At 71.5% G+C, this 16,995-nt stretch carries 13 protein-coding genes; 3 read left to right on the top strand and 10 right to left on the bottom strand.

All coding sequences use genetic code 11. The features are described 5' to 3' along the window. Positions 1 to 23: 23 nt before the first annotated feature. The 4 genes from IW245_RS37560 to IW245_RS37545 all read right to left on the bottom strand — a co-directional run bounded on the left by IW245_RS37560 (position 24) and on the right by IW245_RS37545 (position 4,039). Positions 24 to 1,631 carry a PucR family transcriptional regulator gene (locus IW245_RS37560; RefSeq protein WP_197008897.1) on the bottom strand — a complete coding sequence of 536 codons (1,608 nt, stop codon included), beginning with the start codon at positions 1,629 to 1,631 and terminating at the stop codon, positions 24 to 26. A 1-nt stretch (position 1,632) separates the two neighbouring features. Then, a complete protein-coding gene (locus IW245_RS37555) occupies positions 1,633 to 2,421 on the bottom strand; it encodes a TrmH family RNA methyltransferase (protein ID WP_197007810.1) in 789 nt (262 codons plus the stop codon). A 245-nt stretch (positions 2,422 to 2,666) separates the two neighbouring features. Continuing rightward, positions 2,667 to 3,671, bottom strand: a complete 1,005-nt coding sequence (locus tag IW245_RS37550) for an SPFH domain-containing protein (RefSeq protein WP_197007809.1) — start codon at positions 3,669 to 3,671, stop codon at positions 2,667 to 2,669. Continuing rightward, positions 3,671 to 4,039 carry an NfeD family protein gene (locus tag IW245_RS37545; protein ID WP_197008896.1) on the bottom strand — a complete coding sequence of 123 codons (369 nt, stop codon included), beginning with the start codon at positions 4,037 to 4,039 and terminating at the stop codon, positions 3,671 to 3,673. The genes IW245_RS37550 and IW245_RS37545 overlap by 1 nt, the downstream gene beginning before the upstream one ends. A gap of 192 nt (positions 4,040 to 4,231) precedes the next feature. On the opposite strand from IW245_RS37545, the gene IW245_RS37540 reads away from it, so the two are divergent. Together IW245_RS37540 and IW245_RS37535 are read left to right on the top strand one after the other, a co-directional pair. Continuing rightward, a complete protein-coding gene (locus IW245_RS37540) occupies positions 4,232 to 5,446 on the top strand; it encodes a C39 family peptidase (RefSeq protein WP_197007808.1) in 1,215 nt (404 codons plus the stop codon). Positions 5,447 to 5,524: 78 nt separating this feature from the next. Then, positions 5,525 to 6,616 carry an acyltransferase family protein gene (locus IW245_RS37535; protein ID WP_197007807.1) on the top strand — a complete coding sequence of 364 codons (1,092 nt, stop codon included), beginning with the start codon at positions 5,525 to 5,527 and terminating at the stop codon, positions 6,614 to 6,616. Positions 6,617 to 6,619: 3 nt separating this feature from the next. Here the strand turns inward: IW245_RS37535 and IW245_RS37530 are convergent, their stop codons facing one another. Continuing rightward, positions 6,620 to 7,420: a DUF3097 domain-containing protein gene (locus IW245_RS37530; RefSeq protein ID WP_197007806.1), complete on the bottom strand. Its 801-nt coding sequence runs from the start codon at positions 7,418 to 7,420 to the stop codon at positions 6,620 to 6,622. A gap of 49 nt (positions 7,421 to 7,469) precedes the next feature. Here IW245_RS37530 and IW245_RS37525 point away from each other — a divergent pair, with 49 nt between their 5' ends. After that, entirely contained in the window at positions 7,470 to 8,141 is a 672-nt protein-coding gene (locus IW245_RS37525; RefSeq protein ID WP_197007805.1) for a pentapeptide repeat-containing protein, read from the top strand. A gap of 41 nt (positions 8,142 to 8,182) precedes the next feature. Here IW245_RS37525 and IW245_RS37520 read toward each other — a convergent pair whose 3' ends face one another. The 5 genes from IW245_RS37520 to IW245_RS37500 all read right to left on the bottom strand — a co-directional run bounded on the left by IW245_RS37520 (position 8,183) and on the right by IW245_RS37500 (position 16,947). After that, positions 8,183 to 8,980, bottom strand: coding sequence for an Rv1486c family protein (locus tag IW245_RS37520; protein WP_197007804.1), 798 nt, complete (start codon positions 8,978 to 8,980; stop codon positions 8,183 to 8,185). A gap of 8 nt (positions 8,981 to 8,988) precedes the next feature. Then, complete coding sequence (locus IW245_RS37515; RefSeq protein WP_197007803.1) at positions 8,989 to 9,999, bottom strand: ferrochelatase; 1,011 nt, start codon at positions 9,997 to 9,999, stop codon at positions 8,989 to 8,991. Positions 10,000 to 10,145: 146 nt separating this feature from the next. Beyond that, positions 10,146 to 10,916, bottom strand: coding sequence for an enoyl-ACP reductase FabI (gene fabI / locus IW245_RS37510; protein WP_197007802.1), 771 nt, complete (start codon positions 10,914 to 10,916; stop codon positions 10,146 to 10,148). Between the two features lie 16 nt (positions 10,917 to 10,932). Beyond that, on the bottom strand, positions 10,933 to 11,637 hold the full coding sequence (fabG, locus tag IW245_RS37505; protein ID WP_197007801.1) for a 3-oxoacyl-ACP reductase FabG: 705 nt from the start codon (positions 11,635 to 11,637) through the stop codon (positions 10,933 to 10,935). A gap of 411 nt (positions 11,638 to 12,048) precedes the next feature. Then, a complete protein-coding gene (locus IW245_RS37500) occupies positions 12,049 to 16,947 on the bottom strand; it encodes a DUF7617 domain-containing protein (protein ID WP_197008895.1) in 4,899 nt (1,632 codons plus the stop codon). Between the last annotated feature and the right edge of the window lie 48 nt (positions 16,948 to 16,995).

Here is a 16,995-nt window from a genome sequence, read left to right as displayed (position 1 = left end):
GCCGGGGGAGGGACGCGGCGGGCTCAGTCGCGGAGGGCGTCGAGCGCCAAGATCGCCACGTGGAGTGACAGGCAGTCCTCCGCCGACTCGAGGTCGACGGTGAGGAGCCGGCCGATCCGGTTCAGCCGTTCGTAGAACGCCGGCCGGGACAGGTGCAGGGCGGCAGCCGCCGCCGACTTGTTCCTCCCGTGGGCCAGGTAGGCCCGCAGCGCGCCGAGCAGCTCCTCCCCCGGCACCCCGCCCCGGGACGCCAACAGGGGCCCCAACTCGCGCTCGACGTACGTCTGCAGCCGCGCGTCGCCCCGCAACAGGTGCAGCAACCCGCGCAGCCCCACGTCGGTGAGCTGGTAGTACGGGGCCGGTCGGGTCGCATGCCTGGCCACCTGGGCGACCTGGCCGGCCTCCAGCAGACTCCGGCGCGCCTCCCGGATCTCGTCCACCCCTGAGCCGACCCCGATCAACACCGGTCTTGTACTCATCCGGTGCACGCACTCGGCGAACGACGCGAGCGCCGACGGCTCCCGATCGGCCCCCGGCAGGGCCAGCAGCACGCCCACCGCGTGCTCGTCGAGCGCCCCGCACAGCCCCGCCAGCCGGGTCTCGCGGAGCGCCTCGCCGACACTGTCCGTGAGCTCCCGCAGTTGCAGGTGCGCCGCGACCGGGCCGCGTTCGTCCTCCCGGCTGCGCAGCACGATGCCGACCAGCCGGCGCCGCTCCAGGGGCACGCCGAGCGCCTTGGCCCGCAGCGCGATCTCCGCCGCGGAGCGGGAGTGCTCCAGCAGGCCGGTGAGCAGGGTGCGGTGCACCTGGCGTTCCAGGCCCTCCTCGTCCCGGCGGACCAGCCGGTCCAGGGCCAGGGTCGAGGCGGCCCGTTCGAGCAGGATGATCAGGCGGGACGGCGGCGGGCCGTCGCCCCCGCAGCGCAGCAGCAGCCGACCCCAGTCGTGCCCCCGGGCCCCGACCACGGTGGCCAGCCATCCGGTCGCCGGGTCGAACCCGGTCCGGCCCTCGACCCGCAGGCCCCGGCTGAACGCCTCCCAGCCGTCGAGCAGCATCTCCGGCCGGTCGCCGGCCGCGTCGTAGCTGAGCACCTGGCGGGCCAGGTTCTCCAGCACCACCGGGCCGTGCGCGAGCTGGGCGACCTCCCGGACCACCTCCGCCGGGTCCGCGCCCTCCACGGTCAGCTCCGTGAACCGCTGGTGGATCGCCTCCGTGGCGGTCAGCTCGGCGAGCTGCGCGTCGAGGATCAGCGCGTGCACGGCCTCGGTGATCGGGACGAACGGCGTGGCCCGGTGCAACTCGATCAGCGGCAGCCCTGCGCGCTCGGCGGCGATGGCCATCGACTTCGGCACCCCGCCCGTGTACCGCCGGCCCAGCTCGACCACCAGCCCCGCGCACCCGACCTCGGCCAGCTCCGCGATGAACGTGCGCAGCCCGGAGTCGCTGGCGGGCATCCCGATCCCGGTTGTGAGCACCAGCTCCCCGCCCCGGAGCAGGCCGGCGATGTCGGGCACCTCGGCGGAGTGCACCCAGCGGACCGGGCGCTCCAGGCCGGCGTGCCCGGCGACGACGCGTGGGGCACCGTACCGCACCGGGTCGAGGACCAGCACGTCCCGGACGGTGGGAAACATGTCAGTCGTCTTCACGGCCGAGCTCGTAGAACGCGACGGCGGCTGCCGCGGCCACGTTCAACGAGTCGACGCCCCGGCGCATCGGGATCCGGACCGGGGTGTCGCTGGCCTCGATCGCGTGCCGGGACAGCCCCGGACCCTCCGCGCCGAGCAGGATGGCCGTCCGGTCGGTCTTCACCGCCCGGTGCAACGGCACCGCCTCCGGACCCGGGGTCATCGCCAGCACCGCGAACCCGTGCGCGCGGACGTCGGCGAGCGCGGCCGGCCACGGCTCCAGGGTCGCGTACGGGACGGCGAACACCTCGCCCATGCTCACCCGGACCGCCCGCCGGTACAGCGGATCGGCGCACGACGGGGACAACAGCACCGCCTCGATGCCCAGTCCGGCCGCGCCCCGGAAGATCGCGCCCAGGTTCGTGTGGTTGTTGACGTCCTCCAGGATCGCGACCCGCCGCGCCGTGGCCAGCAGGTCGGCGGCGACCAAGGGCTCCTTGCGGTGGAAGGAGGCCAGGACGCCGCGGTGCACGTGGAATCCGGTGATCTGCTCGAGGACGGCCTGGTCGGCGGCGTACACCGGCGCGTCGGCGTTCGGGAGTTGGTCGACCCGCTTGGCGTCGACGAGGAACGACCGGGGGCGGTAGCCGGCCCGCAGTGCCCGGCGGAGCACCAGCTCACCCTCCGCGACGAACAGGCCGTTCGGCGGCTCGAAGACCGTGCGCAGGGAGACGTCGGTCAGCGCGCGGTAGTCGGCGAGGCGCGGGTCGTCGGGGTCGGTGATCACGATAGGCACGGTTTCATTGTCGCTGACGGTCCGTGGTCGGCGCGCCCGCGCCCATGCGCTCTGGAGTTCTTGATCTAACGTCTTGGCCCGCTGAGGGCGGGGAGGCGAAGGCGGAAGGGTTCCGGCATACCGGTGTTGTATGCCGGGTTCCTGACAACGCGCGCATCGTCGCCCTCAGCGGGCCCACTCCCAAAGCGCGTGACCGGCGCGCCGTCGGACGGCAGGCCGGTCACGCATCGTACAAAATAATGGTTTTAGATTGCTTTGCCCGACTCCTCGATCGCGGCGACCTCTGCGGCGGCGGCCTCCTCGATCTGCTGGATCTCCGGGTCGACGGCCTCCGGGGGCGAGGTGATCGGCGTCGGGCTCGGGTTGCTCAGGTCTCCGAACGCGCCCCCGAGCGCCTGGCCGATCCCGCCGAGGGCCTGGGTCAGCTCCGCCGGGATGATCCACACCTTGTTGGCCTGGCCGTTGGCGATCTGCGGCAGGGTCTGCAGGTACTGGTACGCCAGCAGCTTCGGGTCCGGGTTCGCCGCGTGGATCGCGTTGAACACGGTCTGGATGGCCTTCGCCTCACCCTCGGCGCGCAGCATCCGGGCCTCCCGGTCGCCCCGGGCCCGCAGGACCTGGCCCTGGCGGTCACCCTCGGCGGTGAGGATCTGGGACTGCTTGACGCCCTCGGCGGTCAGGATCGCGGCCCGGCGGTCCCGCTCGGCGCGCATCTGCTTCTCCATGGAGTCGCGGATGCTCGGCGGCGGCTCGATGGCCTTGATCTCGACCCGGGTGACCTTGATGCCCCAGCGGCCGGTCGCCTCGTCCAGGACGACGCTCAGGTGCTGGTTGATCTGGTCCCGGCTGGTCAGGGCCTTCTCCAGGTCCAGCGAGCCGATCACGTTACGCAGGGTGGTGACCGTGAGCTGCTCGATGGCCTGCAGGAAGCTGGCGATCTCGTAGGTGGCGCGGCCCGGGTCGATGACCTTGAAGTAGAGCACCGTGTCGATCGAGACGACCAGGTTGTCGGACGTGATCACCGGCTGCGGCGGGAAGCTGACGACCTGCTCGCGCATGTCGACCTTGGCGCGCACGGACTCGATCACCGGGATCAGCAGGTTCAGACCCGGGGTGAGCGTCCGGTTGTACTTGCCGAGCCGCTCGACGATGTCGTGCCGCTGCTGCGGGACGATCCGCACCGCGCGCACGAGCATCACCACCAGCAGGAATACCAGGGCGGCGACCACCACCAGGATCAGGTTGCCCATCAGTTCCTCCACACCAGCGCCGTGGCGCCATCGATTTTCATGACCTGGACGTGCTCTCCGGTCTCGAACACCTGGGTGGCGTCATAGGCCCGGGCCGTCCAGATCTCGCCCCCGATTTTGATCATTCCTTCGTCCGCCGTGACGGTCCTCAGGACCATCGCGTCGGAACCCTCGATCGCCTCCACCCCGACCGCGATCGCGCCGTGCTGGTTCAGCCGGTGCTTCGTCAGCACCGGGCGCAGCAGCGCGAGCGACAGGCCGGAGCCGATCCCGAAGACGACGAGCTGCGCCCAGACGGGTGCGCCCAGGGCGGCAGTGCCGGCGGCCAGGAGCGCCCCGACGCCGAACATGAGAAGGACGAACGTCATGGTGAACACCTCGGCGACCGCCAGAGCGATCCCGATGACGATCCATACCACCGCCGACTCCACGCCTCGATCGTGACAGGTTTGCGGGGGGACTGCGAGTCGCTGAGGTGTTTCGGGGTACGTCCAGGTGAAGTTGCTAGTGTGCCGCTAGAAAATTGCCCGGTTGGGCCGGCCTTTGGGGAGAAGCCGCGGATGAGGTATGCCACGTATTCGGAGTCCCTGGTGCCCGCTGAACCCTCGGGGCCGCCCCGCCACGTCGCGTACCGGGCGGTGGATCTCGCCGGGGGCCATGGTGCCGGCGCCGGCTACTCGCGCGGGGCCGTCATCCTCACCGCGCCGGTCGGCACAGTGTCCTACACGGACCCGTTCGTGGCGCACGCGGCGGCACAGGACTTCGAGTACGGGCAGTGGACGACGCCGGAGGTGGTCGCGCCGTTCGGGTTCACCGACCTGATCGCGTCGTGGTACGCGGACACCCCCGAGGGCACCTGGATCGAGATCGCGGCCCAGGTGCGCGGGACGGCCGGCACGTCGAGCTGGCTGACCCTCGCCCGGTGGTCCGGCGACGACTCCACCGTGCACCCGACGTCGGTGCCCGGCCAGCGCGAGGCCACCGGCCGGGTGTCCACCGACGCCTGGCTGGCCGCCGACGGCAACGAGGGCGTCGGCTGGCGGCTGCGGGTGACGCTGATGCGCCCGGCGGGCACGGAGCTGTTCCCCACGCTGCGGTACCTGGGCGCGATGGTGTCGGCGCTGCCGTCGGAGGTCCCCGGGCCGAGTGCCCCCGGGCCGACCGTCGGCCGGGTGCTGGACGTGCCGTCGTACTCGCAGCGGCTGCACGCCGGGCAGTACCCGCACTGGGACGGCGGCGGCGACTCGTGGTGCTCGCCGACGTCGACGAGCATGGTCCTGCGGTACTGGACGGACGGCCCGCACCCCGACGAGTTCGACTGGGTCGAACCGGACTACGTCGACCGGCACGTGCACCACGCCGTCCGGCACTGCTACGACTACTCCTACGGCGGGGCCGGCAACTGGTCGTTCAACACCGCGTACGCGGCCCGGTACGGGCTCGACGCGTTCGTGACCCGGCTGCGGGACCTGCGCGAGGCCGAGGAGTTCATCGCCGCCGGCATCCCCCTGGTCGCCTCGATCCGGGTGGTGGCCGGGGAGCTGGACGGCGCGGGGTACACGGCGAGCGGGCACCTGCTGGTCATTGCCGGCTTCACCCCGGGCGGCGACGTGGTCTGCCACGACCCGGCGGCCCCGGACAGCGGCTCGGTCCGCCGGGTGTACCGGCGCGGGCAACTGGAGAAGGCGTGGCTCGGGGCGAGCGGTGGGATCGTGTACGTGATCCGGCGGGAGGACGTGCCGCTGCCGGCGCGCCGGGCCGAGGCCAACTGGTAGCGGTCCGCCCGGATGGCCCCGAGCGGCCGGTCCTGATACTGTCCGACGATTTGGCGAACAGTATTCGGAAAGGCCGTCGTGCACACTCTGACCCATCGCGAATACCTGGCCATGCGCCGGTTCCCCGCATTGGACGGGCTGCGCGCCGTTGCCGCCCTCATGGTGGTGTTCTTCCATTTCGGGGGCACCCGCTGGGGCTTTCTGTCCGGTTGGAGCGGGGTGCACGTCTTCTTCGTGCTGTCCGGTTTCCTGATCACCACCCTGCTGCTGCGGGAACAGGACCGCGCCGGAAAGATCTCGCTGCGCAACTTCTACCTGCGGCGGTTCTTCCGGATCATCCCGGTCTACGTGATCACGTTCGCCGCCGTCGTCGCTGTGTTCAGCCTGCGCGGCGAGTACGACGCCAGCGGCCTGCACGCCGCGATGCCGTACTACCTGACGTTCTTCAACGAGTTCGCCGACCCGTCGGCCTTCATCGTCTCCTGGTCGCTGGGCATCGAGCAGAAGTTCTACCTGTTCTGGCCGCTGCTCGCCTTCGCCGTCGCGCTCGGGTTCCGCGCCCGGCTGGCCGTGACCGTCGGCACGACCGCCCTGGTGCTGTGCCTGTTCCCGCTGGTCGACGGCGGCTGGCCGGTGCACTACCTCGTGATGCTGACCGGCGCGCTGCTGGCCGTCGTCCTGCACCACCGGCGCGGCTTCGCCCTGCTGCGGCCCCTGACCCATCCCGTGGCCGGCACCCTGGTCGCCGTCGCCCTCGTCGCCGGCCAGGTCTCCATCCGGTTCGCCGTCCCGTGGGTCGGCACCGAGCCGCCCGTGATCGCCGCCTACGGCGTGCTGATCGCCCTCGGCCTGCCCGCGCTACTGGGCGCCGGCCCGGTGCCGTGGCTGCTCGCCCAGCGCCCGCTCGCCGCGATCGGGGACCGATCCTACGCGCTGTACCTGCTCCAGCCGTTGGCCGGTCTGATGGCCGGTGGCGTGCTCGCCGCGCCGGGCACCACCCGCAACGCGCTCCTGGTCGCCGCGATCGCCCTGGGCATGGCCGACCTGATGTACCGGGTGGTCGAACAGCCGATGATCCGGCTCGGCCGGCGCCTGACCGCACCCCCGAAGCCGGCCACCACGCCGCCGGCCAGCCCCGTCGAGCAGGACGCCCTGACGCACGCGTCGTGAGCCCTACCGTTCCGCCGGCTCCGTGACGAAGTCGATCAGGTGCTCCACCGCGCCCAGCAACGGGGCCTCCACGTCCCGGAAGTCGCGGACGCTGGCGAGGATCCGCCGCCACAGCTCGTACGGCTCGGCGACCCCGAGCGCGGCGCACACCCCCTCCTTCCAGGGCTGACCGCGCGGCACCACCGGCCACGCGGCGATCCCCAGCCGGGCGGGCTTCACGGCCTGCCAGATGTCCACATAGGGATGGCCGGTGACCAGGACGTGCGGGTTCGTCACGGAAGCGACGATCCGGGACTCCTTGCTCCCCGCGACCAGATGGTCGACGAGGACGCCCAACCGCGCGCCCGGACCGGGATCGAAGGCCCGGACCGCCTCCGGCAGGTCGTCGACGCCGTCCAACGGCTCGACCACGACGCCCTCGACCCGCAGGTCGTCGCCCCAGATCCGCTCGACCAGGGCCGCGTCGTGGATGCCCTCCACCCAGATCCGTCCGGCGCGGGCCACCCGGGCGGGCGCGCCGGGCACGGCCACCGAACCCGAGGCGGTGCGCCGCTTCTGGGGGGCCACCGGGCCGGGCGCGGGCCGGATCAGGGTCACCACGGCGCCGTCGAGCAGGAACGCCGCCGGGAGCAGCGGGAACACCCGCCGCCGACCCCTGCGGTCCTCCAGGACCACGCCGTCGGCCTCGTAGCCGACCACCGCTCCGCAGAAGTCGCCGGTGGCGTCCTCCACGACGAGGTCCAGCTCAGCCTCCACGGTCGGCACCTCGCGCCGCCGCCGCCAGTCACCCGCCAAGACGTCCATGCGAAACAGGGTAGAGCCTCATCACACCCCGGACAGCTAGTGTTCATCCATGCCGCCGAAGACCCGCGCCCCCAAGAGCCCTCTGCAGCCGGCCGTCCCCGACAGGATCTCCCCCGCCGGGCCGGAGAGTGGCGTGTTCGACAGCGAGGCGTCGTACTGGCAACTCGCCTTCACCGACCAGGACCTGTCCCGCCGGGTCGCCGAGCTCGTGGAGTTCGAGCAGTGCCGGTTGACCTCCGTGGACCTGTCGGGCACGAGCCTGGACCGGGCCAGGTTCACCGACTGCGCGATCGGGAACTCCAACCTGGCCAACCTGCGCACCACCGGCTCGACCCTGCGCCGGGTGTCCGTGGCCGCCAGCCGCGCCACCGGCCTGCAGTGGATCGACGGGGCGTTGCAGGACGTGGCCCTCGCCGAGTGCCGGCTGGACCTGTGCACGTTCCGGTTCTCGAAGTTCAAGGACGTCGTGTTCACCGGGTGCAACCTGACCCGGGCCGACTTCACCAACGCCGACCTGCGCGGGGCCCGGTTCGTCGGGTGCGACCTGGCCGGGGCGCAGTTCCACAACGCGCTGATGGACGGCACCGTGTTCAGCCGGTGCGAGCTGTCCGACCTGGGCGGGGTGACGAGCTTCGCCGGTGCCCGGCTGGAGAGCGCGGACCTGGTGGCGCTGTCCTACGCCCTCGCCGACGCCCTGGGCATCGTCATCGCGGAAGAATAGGACGGTTACGACCGCGCCGGCACCGCCCAGCGGGGTGGGCCTCAGGCCCCCAGAGGAGCGTTGCACGCCGCCATCAGCGCCCGCCGGCACGCCGTCCGCAGCGGCCGCAGCACCTCCGAGCGCTGGTGCGCCTCGTGCGCCGTGACGGCCCCGCCCGGCGCGTTGTGGTCGGCCAGCACGAGCACCCCGTCGAGCATCGCCGCCCGCGCGTACAGCCGGCGGGACCGGGGGTCGAAGCCCGGCGGCAGATCGGCCCCGGCCCCGGGTTTGCGGAGCGCCGCGAGCGCCCCGGCCAGCTCCGGCTGCCAGCGGGCCACGTCGAGCCTGGTCAGCGCGTCGGCGGCCCCGGTCAGCTCCCGGGCAAGGTCCAGCTCGGCCTCCCCCGGCGCGATGTACTCCGCCCGCGCCCCGCTGGGCACCGGCAGCACCTGCCACCGCACCGTCTGCCAGGTGTCCCCCGACCCGGAGACGTGCTCCCTGGTCGCGGGCACCAGCCCCAACTCCCCGGCGATCACGCCCTCCCCGGCGCCGAGCGCCGCGCTGCTGAACGCCCCCGGCCCGGGCAGGCCGCGCGGGTCGCCGGGTGCGGGCAGCACGAGCCGCAGGTCGTCGGCACGCAGCCGGGACAGGGCCACCAGGGCCGTGCCGAGCGGCACTTCCGTCGGTTGAAAGAGCCCGGTCTGGCCGGGGAGGTCGATGACCATGTGTTCCTCGCCCCCGGTGACCGCCGGGCCCACCTCGTCGTAGGAGACGAACCCGGCCCGCCACGCGCGCGCCCAGGCCACGAACCGGGCCGCGTGCCGGGTCCGGTCAGCCGCGCGGCGGTGGACGGAGGTCATGACATCGATTATCGACGCTTCGGCGGTGCCGGACAGCACCCGGGGGCACACCGGTCCCAGGTGGGGATCTCGCCGAGGGCCGCTCGGTCGCCGCCCGGGCTGCGCCGCTCCTCGATCAGCTCGACGAGCATGTCGATGAAGCGCGGGTCGTCGGTGGGCGTGGCCGCCCGGGCGTAGGCGAGTCCGAGCTTCTCGGCCGTCTCCGCCGCCTCGTGGTCGAGGTCCCAGAGCACCTCGATGTGGTCGGAGATGAACCCGATCGGGCTGACCACGACCCCGGTGACCCCCTCGGCCGACAGCGCCGCCAGGTGGTCGTTGACGTCGGGCTCCAGCCACGGGATGACCGGCGGGCCGGACCGGGACTGCCAGACCAGTTCGTAGGGCAGGTCCGGGGCGGCGGCGGCGGCGACCAGCCGGGCGGTCTCGCGCAGCTGGGCCACGTACCGGCCGCCGTTGCGCACCGGGCCGGCCGTGTCCGCCATGGACACCGGGATGCTGTGCGCGGTGAACGCGAGCCGGGCGTTGGCCGGGTCCGGCAGGGTGGCCAGCGCCGCCTTCACCGCGTCGACGTGCGCGGCGATGAACAGCGGATGGTCGTGGAAGTGCCGGAGCTTGTCGACCTCGGGGGCCCGCTCGCCGAGGGCCGCGCGGGCGGCGGCGATGTCGTCGAGGTACTGCCGGCACGACGAGTACGACCCGTACGGGCTGGTGACGAACGCCAGCACCCGGTGGATGCCGGCGTCGCGCATGTCCCGGAGCGCGTCGACAAGATACGGCCGCCAGTTGCGGTTGCCCCAGTAGATCGGAAGGTCGATCCGGTCGCGGAGCCCGGCCATCAACAGCCGGCACTGCTCGTTGATCGGGGACACCCCGCCGAAGTGCCGGTAGTGCTCCGCCACCTCGGCGAGCCTCTCCGGGGGGACTCCTCTGCCGCGCGTCACGTTCGCCAGGAACGGCGCCACGTCGTCGGGCCCTTCGGGGCCGCCAAAGGAGACGAGGAGGAAGGCGTCGTAGGTCACTCCGACATCCTGTCCGATCTCGGCGCGCTTCGCACCACTGGGAAGCGCGGGTTGATCTCTCAATTTCGTTGATCACGGAATTCCGGCCCCTCATATCCCGCAAAACTGGGACATCAGGGGCCGGGGAGTACCGTAAATTTGTGCCCTCAGGCGCCGATCGCGTGGAAGCCGCCATCGACGTGCACGATCTCGCCGGTCGTCGCGGGGAACCAGTCGGACAGCAGCGCGCAGACGGCCTTGCCGGTCGGCTCGCAGTCGGTCAGGTCCCAGCCGAGCGGCGCGCGGTCGACCCACGACTGCTCGAACTTCTCGAAGCCGGGGATCGACTTGGCGGCCATGGTGCGCAGCGGGCCGGCGGAGACCAGGTTGCTCCGGATGCCCTTCTCGCCCAGGTACTGGGCCAGGTAGCGCGACGTCGACTCCAGCCCGGCCTTGGCGACGCCCATCCAGTCGTACACCGGCCAGGCGAGGGTCGCGTCGAAGGTGAGCCCGACGATCGAGCCGCCCGGCCGCATCAGCGGCAGGCAGGCCGTCGCGAGCGCCTTGTAGGAGTAGGTGGACGCGTGGATCGCGGTGCCGACGTCCTCCCAGGAGGCGGTCATGAAGCCGCCGCCGAGCGCGCCCTGCGGGCCGAACGCGATGGCGTGCACCACGCCGTCGAGCCCGTCGACCTGCTCGCGGACCTTGTCGGCCAGGCCGGCCAGGTGTTCGGGGTTGGTCGCGTCCAGCTCGATGACCGCGCCGACCGGCTTCGGCAGCCGCTTGACGATCCGCTCCACGAGGGACAGCCGGCCGTAGCCGGTGACGACGACCTCGGCGCCCTGTTCCTGGGCGAGCTTGGCCGTCGCGAACGCGATGGACGCGTCGGTGATGATGCCGGTGACGAGGATGCGCTTGCCGGCGAGCAGTCCAGACATTTTTCGTGTACTCCCTCTAGTGACCCATGCCGAGGCCGCCGTCGACCGGGATGACCGCCCCGGTGACGTATGCCGAGTTGTCGCTGGCGAGCCAGGTGACCACGCTGGCGACCTCCTCGGCGGTGGCCATCCGGCCGGCCGGGATCGCCTTGACGTACTGCTCCCGCAGGTTCTCCGCCAGCTCGGCCGTCATGTCCGTCTCGATGAAGCCGGGTGCGACGACGTTGGCCGTGATGTTGCGCGCGCCCAGCTCGCGGGTGATCGACCGGGCGAGGCCGACGAGGCCGGCCTTGGACGCGGCGTAGTTGGTCTGGCCCGCGCCGCCGTACAGGCCGACGACGCTGGAGATGAAGATCATGCGGCCCCAGCGGGCGCGGAGCATCTTGCTCGACGCGCGCTTGGCGCACCGCCACGCGCCGCCGAGGTTGGTGTCCACGACGCTGCCGAACTGGTCCTCGCTCATCCGCATCAGCAGGGTGTCCGCGGTGATGCCGGCGTTGGCGACCAGCACCTCGACCGGGCCGAGCTCAGCCTCGATCGCGGTGAACGCCGCGTCGACCTGTGCGGCGTCCGTGATGTCGCACCGGACCCCGAAGATGCCGTCCGGCGCGCCGCTGCCCCGGTGGGTGATGGCGACCCGGTCGCCCTGCTTGGCGAACGCCTGCGCGATCGCCAGCCCGATGCCACGATTACCGCCAGTGACCAGTACCGTACGCGCCACGCGTCCTCCCAAGCCTTCTGCACAGTCGTGAAGGAGACTAGGCGCTACCGCCAAGTACCGGAAACACCGGGGTTGCGTGTACGATGTTGCCGGCCCTGAGTGTGTGCCCTGACCCTAGGAGGTGATCGCTGTGCGAGATAGCGATCCTCCTAGTCGCGGTCGAGCCTGAGCTGGGTTTTCCTCACACCCTGTGACGACCGGCGACGCACGTCGGTCAGTTCTCGACCGTGCCTCCAGCGTTCCTTGTTCCCTCTTCCCGCTGGAAGGTCACCGCCATGCTCCGTTTTCTCCCCCGTCTCGGCTTCGCGCTGGCATCCGTCTGGGTCGCCGTCGTGGTGATCCTCATCAACCACACCCGCTGAACCGCCTGGCGGGCCGGCGCGCCGGGATGGCGCGCCGACCCCTCGCGGGCTAGGCCGAGCGCCTCCTGCGCACCAGCCACAGCAGCAGTCCACCCGCGGCCACCAGCAACCCGCCCAGCGGGAACAGCGGTGCCACCGAGGAACCGGTCACCGGCATCGGTTTCGGGGTCGGCACGACCGGCGGGACCACCGGCGGCACGTCGTAGGTCGCCGTGGACGGCGGCGTCGTCACCGCGGCGCACGTGGCCTCCGTCTTCTGGCAGCTCGGCGGCGTGTACGTGGCCGTCGCGGTGTTCACCTTCTTCGCGGTGACGTTGGCCGTCGAACACTTGACGTACTTCACCTCGCCCGGTGCCAGGTCCATCGTGGCCACGCAGGACGGCTCGGCGGGGTCGGCCACCGTGACCCCGGTCAGCGGCACGCTGCCGATGTTGGTGACCGTGATCCGCCAGTGCGCCGTGGAGCCGTTCTCCCCGGTCGCCGATGCCGAACACGTGTCGTCCGTCGGGCAGACCTCCTTGAGCAGGGTCACCCCGTGGGTCTCGACCGTCGCCGTCGTGGGCGGGATCGTCACCGGCGGCTTGTCGGGCGGGGTGAACGTACCCGTCACGGTGTTGGTCTTCTTCGCCCCGACCTTGGCCGTGGAGCATGGGAAGACCTTCGACGCCCCGCCGGCCAGGTCGAACGGGCCGCCGATCGCCGTGCCGCAGCTCGCCTCACCGGCGTCGGTGAGCGTGATCGCCGTCAGCGTCACGGAACCGGTGTTGGTGGCCGTGATCCGCCAGTACGCGGTGTCGCCGACGGGCACGGTGGTCGTCGGCCCCCAGGGACCGGTGCCGCCGGTACCGCAGTTCGACGCCTTGGCCGAGAGGCAGACCTCCTTCAGGACGGTCAACCCGAACACGTCGTACGTCGCTGTGGTCGGCGGTGTCGTCACCGGCGACGCACCGGGCACGCCCGGCGGGGTGAACGTGGCGGTCGCGGTGTTCGTCTTCTTCGCCGTCACCGCGGAGGTCGAGCAGTAGAACCGCTTCGTCTCCGCCACGGCCAGGGCGAACGTCCCCGCCGCCGTCGCGCAGCCCGGCTCGGCCACGTCGGCGACCGTGATCCCGGTGAGGGCCACCGTCCCGGTGTTGGTGGCCGTCAGCCGCCAGTACGCGGTCGATCCGACCGGGCCGGTGCCCGCCGCCGCCCAGGGGCCGATGCCGCCCGAGCCGCAGTTCGCCGGGTCCGCGGAGGTGCACACCTCCTTGAGCAGGGTCATCGCGAACACCTTGACCTCCGCCGTGGTCGGCGGCACCGTCACCGGCGGCTTGTCCGGCGGGGTGAACGTGCCGGTGACCGTGTTGGCGGTGTCGGCGGTGACGTTCGACGTGGAGCAGTACACCTGCTTCACCGCCGCCTTGGCCAGGGTGAACGGGCCGCCGATCGCCGTGGCGCACGCCGGCTCGACGCTGTCGGTCAGCGTGATGGCCGTGAGGGTCTCGTCACCGGTGTTGGTGACCGTGATCCGCCAGTACGCCGTGCCGCCCTTCGGCACGGTGGTGCTCGGACCCCACGGGCCGGTGCCGCCGCTGCCGCAGTTCGCGGGCGTCAGCGACTGGCAGACCTCCTTGAGGACGGTCAGCGCGTACACCTTGTAGGTCGCCGACGCGTCCGGGGTGCTGCTGGTCCGGCCGTCGACCGTCCAGGTGGCCTTCGCGACGTTCGTCAGGTTGTGCTGGACGTCCGCGCTGGAGCAGTAGAACACCTGCGGGGTACCGGTCGGCACGTCCAGGGTCTTCACGCACCCGGGGGCGAGCGGGTCGGCGATCTGCACCCCGGTCAGGTTCACCGAGCCGGTGTTGGTGACCGTGATCTGCCAGTAGGCCGTCGAGCCCACCGGTCCGGTGGCGGTCGGGGCCCACGGCCCGGTCGCCCCGGCGCAGTCCGCCCCGGTGCCGGTGCACACCTTCTTCACGATCGTCAGGCCCTGGGTGTGCGCCGTCGCCGAGGACGTGGCCGTCTGCGGCGTCTCCGTGCCCGGCGGGGTGAACGTGGCCGTCGCCGTGTTGGTCTTGTCGCCGGTCAGGGCGGCCGTGGAGCAGTACAGCACCTTGGTGGCCGCCGGGGCGAGGCTGAACGCCCCCGCGGTGGTCGCGGCCGTCTGGCAGGTCGCCTCGGTGGCGTCGGCGACCGTGATGCCGGTCAGCGTGACCTTGCCGGTGTTGGTGACCGTGATCCGCCAGTAGGCGGTCGTACCGACCGGGACGGTCGTCACCTTCGCCCACGGGCCCACGCCGGGCGACTGGCAGTCGGCGGCCGTCGCGGACGTGCAGACCTCCTTCTCCAGGGTCAGCGCGTAGACGGTGTACGTCGCGCTCGACGGCGGCGTCGTCACGGTCGTCGTGCCCCCGGGCGGGACGAAGCTCGCCGTCACCGTGTTGGTGATGTTGTCCGTCACGGGGCCCGTCGAGCAGGAGAAGATCTTCGTCACGTGGGCCGCCAGGTCGAACGAGCCGGCGATCGTGACGCAGCCCGACTCCTTCGGGTCCGCGAGCGTGATCCCGGTCAGGTTCAGGGAGCCGGTGTTGGCCACGGTGATCCGCCAGTACGCCGTCGAGCCGACCGGGCCGGTGGCCGCCGCCGCCCAGGGGCCGCTACCGCCCTGGCCGCAGTCCGTCGGGTCGGTCGAGGTGCAGACCTCCTTGAGAATCGTCAGGCCGTACACCCGGTAGGTGGCCGAGTCGGTCACCGTGGTCGGCGGGGTGCCCTGCGGCGCGGCCGGCGGGATGTAGCTGGCCGTGGCCGTGTTCGTCTTGTCCGCCGTCACGTTCGTGGTGTTGCAGTAGTAGTACTTCGTCTCCGCCACGGCCAGGTTCACCGTGCCGGGCGGCGCGCAGGTCGTCTGCCCCGGGTCGGTGACCGTGATGCCGGTGACGGGCACGGAGCCGCGGTGGGTGAGGGTGAGCCGCCAGTACGCCGTCGAGCCGACCGGACCGTTCGTCGTCTTCACCCACGGGCCGGTCGGGCTCTGGCAGTCAGCCACCGTCGTGGAGGTGCAGACCTCCTTGACGAGTACGACCTGGTACGTCCCGACGCTCGCGCTGCTCTCCGGCACCTTCGTGGACGGCGTGGTCGGCGGGGAGCCCGGCGGCGCCGGGAACTCGGCGCTGGCCGTGTTCGTCTTGTCGCCGGTCACGTTGGCCGTGGCGCAGTAGACGTACTTCGTCTCGCCGATCGCCAGGTCCAGCGTCGTCGCGCAGGAGGCCTCGGTGGCGTCAGCGATCGCCACATTGGTCAGCGCCACCCCACCGGTGTTGGTGACCGTGATCCGCCATCGCGCGCTGGAGTTGTACGGGATGTTGGTGGCCTTCACCCACGGGCCGGTCGGACTCTGGCAGTCGGCGACCGTCTGGGACTGGCACACCTCCTTGTTCAGGGTCATCCGCGCGACGTACGCGGTGGCCGTCGACGGCGGCGACTCCCGCAGCACGCCCGGTGGGTCGTCCGGGGCCGGGAATCTGCTGGTCACGGTGTTGGGCTTGGTGTCCTGCACGTTCGCGGTGGAGCAGTAGAACACCTTGTTGGACATGGCCGGCACCATGAACGTGCCGGCGGCGGTCACGCACGACGCCTCGGCCGGGTCGTTGAGGACCACGTTGTTGGCGTTACCGGCGCTCATGTTCTTCACCGTGATCCGCCAGTAGGCGGTGTCGCCGGGCAGCAGGTTGACCGACGGGGCCCACGGGCCCGCGCCGCTCGGCCCGGTGCAGGCGGCCACCACCCTCGACTGGCAGACCTCCTTGAGGACCCGCAGTTCGGCGATCGGCACCGAGAACACGACCTGGGTGGTCATGTAGGAGTCGCCGCTGGTCTTCACGGTCAGCTTCACGGAGGTATCGCCGGCGTTCACCACGCCGGCCGGCAGTTGGAAGGACTTCGCGTCCACCGAGTAGTTGTTCGGGTTGTTGGGGTTCGACGCGTTCTCCGCGTCACTGATGAAGAAGTTGTCCAGTTTGCCGGTGGCGGGCTCGGCCATCACCTGGTCGTTGATCAGGAACTGGTCGCCGACGATCCCGAAGTCGCCCTCGTAGGCGGTGGCCCCCGCCCGGACCATGCCGCCGGCGTTCTTGAAACCGGTGATCGTCGTGTCGGTCGGGGCGTCGTTGCGACCCTGGCGGACATGACCGTCGTAGATGAAGATCTCCCGCAGCTCCGGCGCGTACGTCGGGTCCGGGACCGGGAACTTGTACACCACCGTCAGCGACCAGCCGCCGAAGCAGTTGAAGCCGGTCGGCGTCCAGACGTTGGCGACCGTCACCGTCGTGTTGCCGCTGACCCCGGCGAACAACCCGGTGATGTTGGCCTGGGCGCTGTAGTACTGCGGCTCGCCCGGCCCCGGGGTCGGCTCGGTGACGAACACGGCCGGCGGGACCGAGGTGGTCGGTCCGCCCGTCCCGACCGTGACCTGGAGCTGTTGGGTCGAGGGGGAACCCGGCGGAAGGACGGCCCGGGGCAGGGGACTCGGAGGCGTGTTGGCCGTGCAGGCCGGTGCGATCACGCCGCCGCCGTTGGCTCCAACGACCCCGACATCGCCGGCCCAACCCAGCTTCGCGTAGTCGATCGTCGAGCCCGGCGGGATCGGGATCACCGCCTGGCTGGAGTTGAAGGTCAGCGGATCGGAGTCCGAGTTGGCGTACTCCATCGAGAACCAGTCGTTGACCGCGTTCGCGTCGGTGCGCGCCGCCCCGCCCGAGCACGACGTCGTCCCGATCTGGGGCGTGCCGGCCGGCGGGCACTGCATCACCCCGTTGCCGTTCGTGATGAAGCGGCCGTAGATCTTCTTGTCATATGACAGCGTCAGCGGCGAGACGACCACCGCCTGAGCCGGGAGCCCCGGCACCACGACCAGCCCTGACGCCACGACAGCCAGGACACACCACCGAGCGAGCCGCTTCATCCCCATGCGCGGGAACTTACTATCAAACGGACATTTGTTTTGCGAAGTTAGGAA

Source organism: Longispora fulva, from assembly GCF_015751905.1.
Taxonomy (GTDB): domain Bacteria; phylum Actinomycetota; class Actinomycetes; order Mycobacteriales; family Micromonosporaceae; genus Longispora; species Longispora fulva.
Note: the sequence above shows the minus strand (reverse complement) of the source record. Positions and strands in the feature narration are given on the sequence as shown.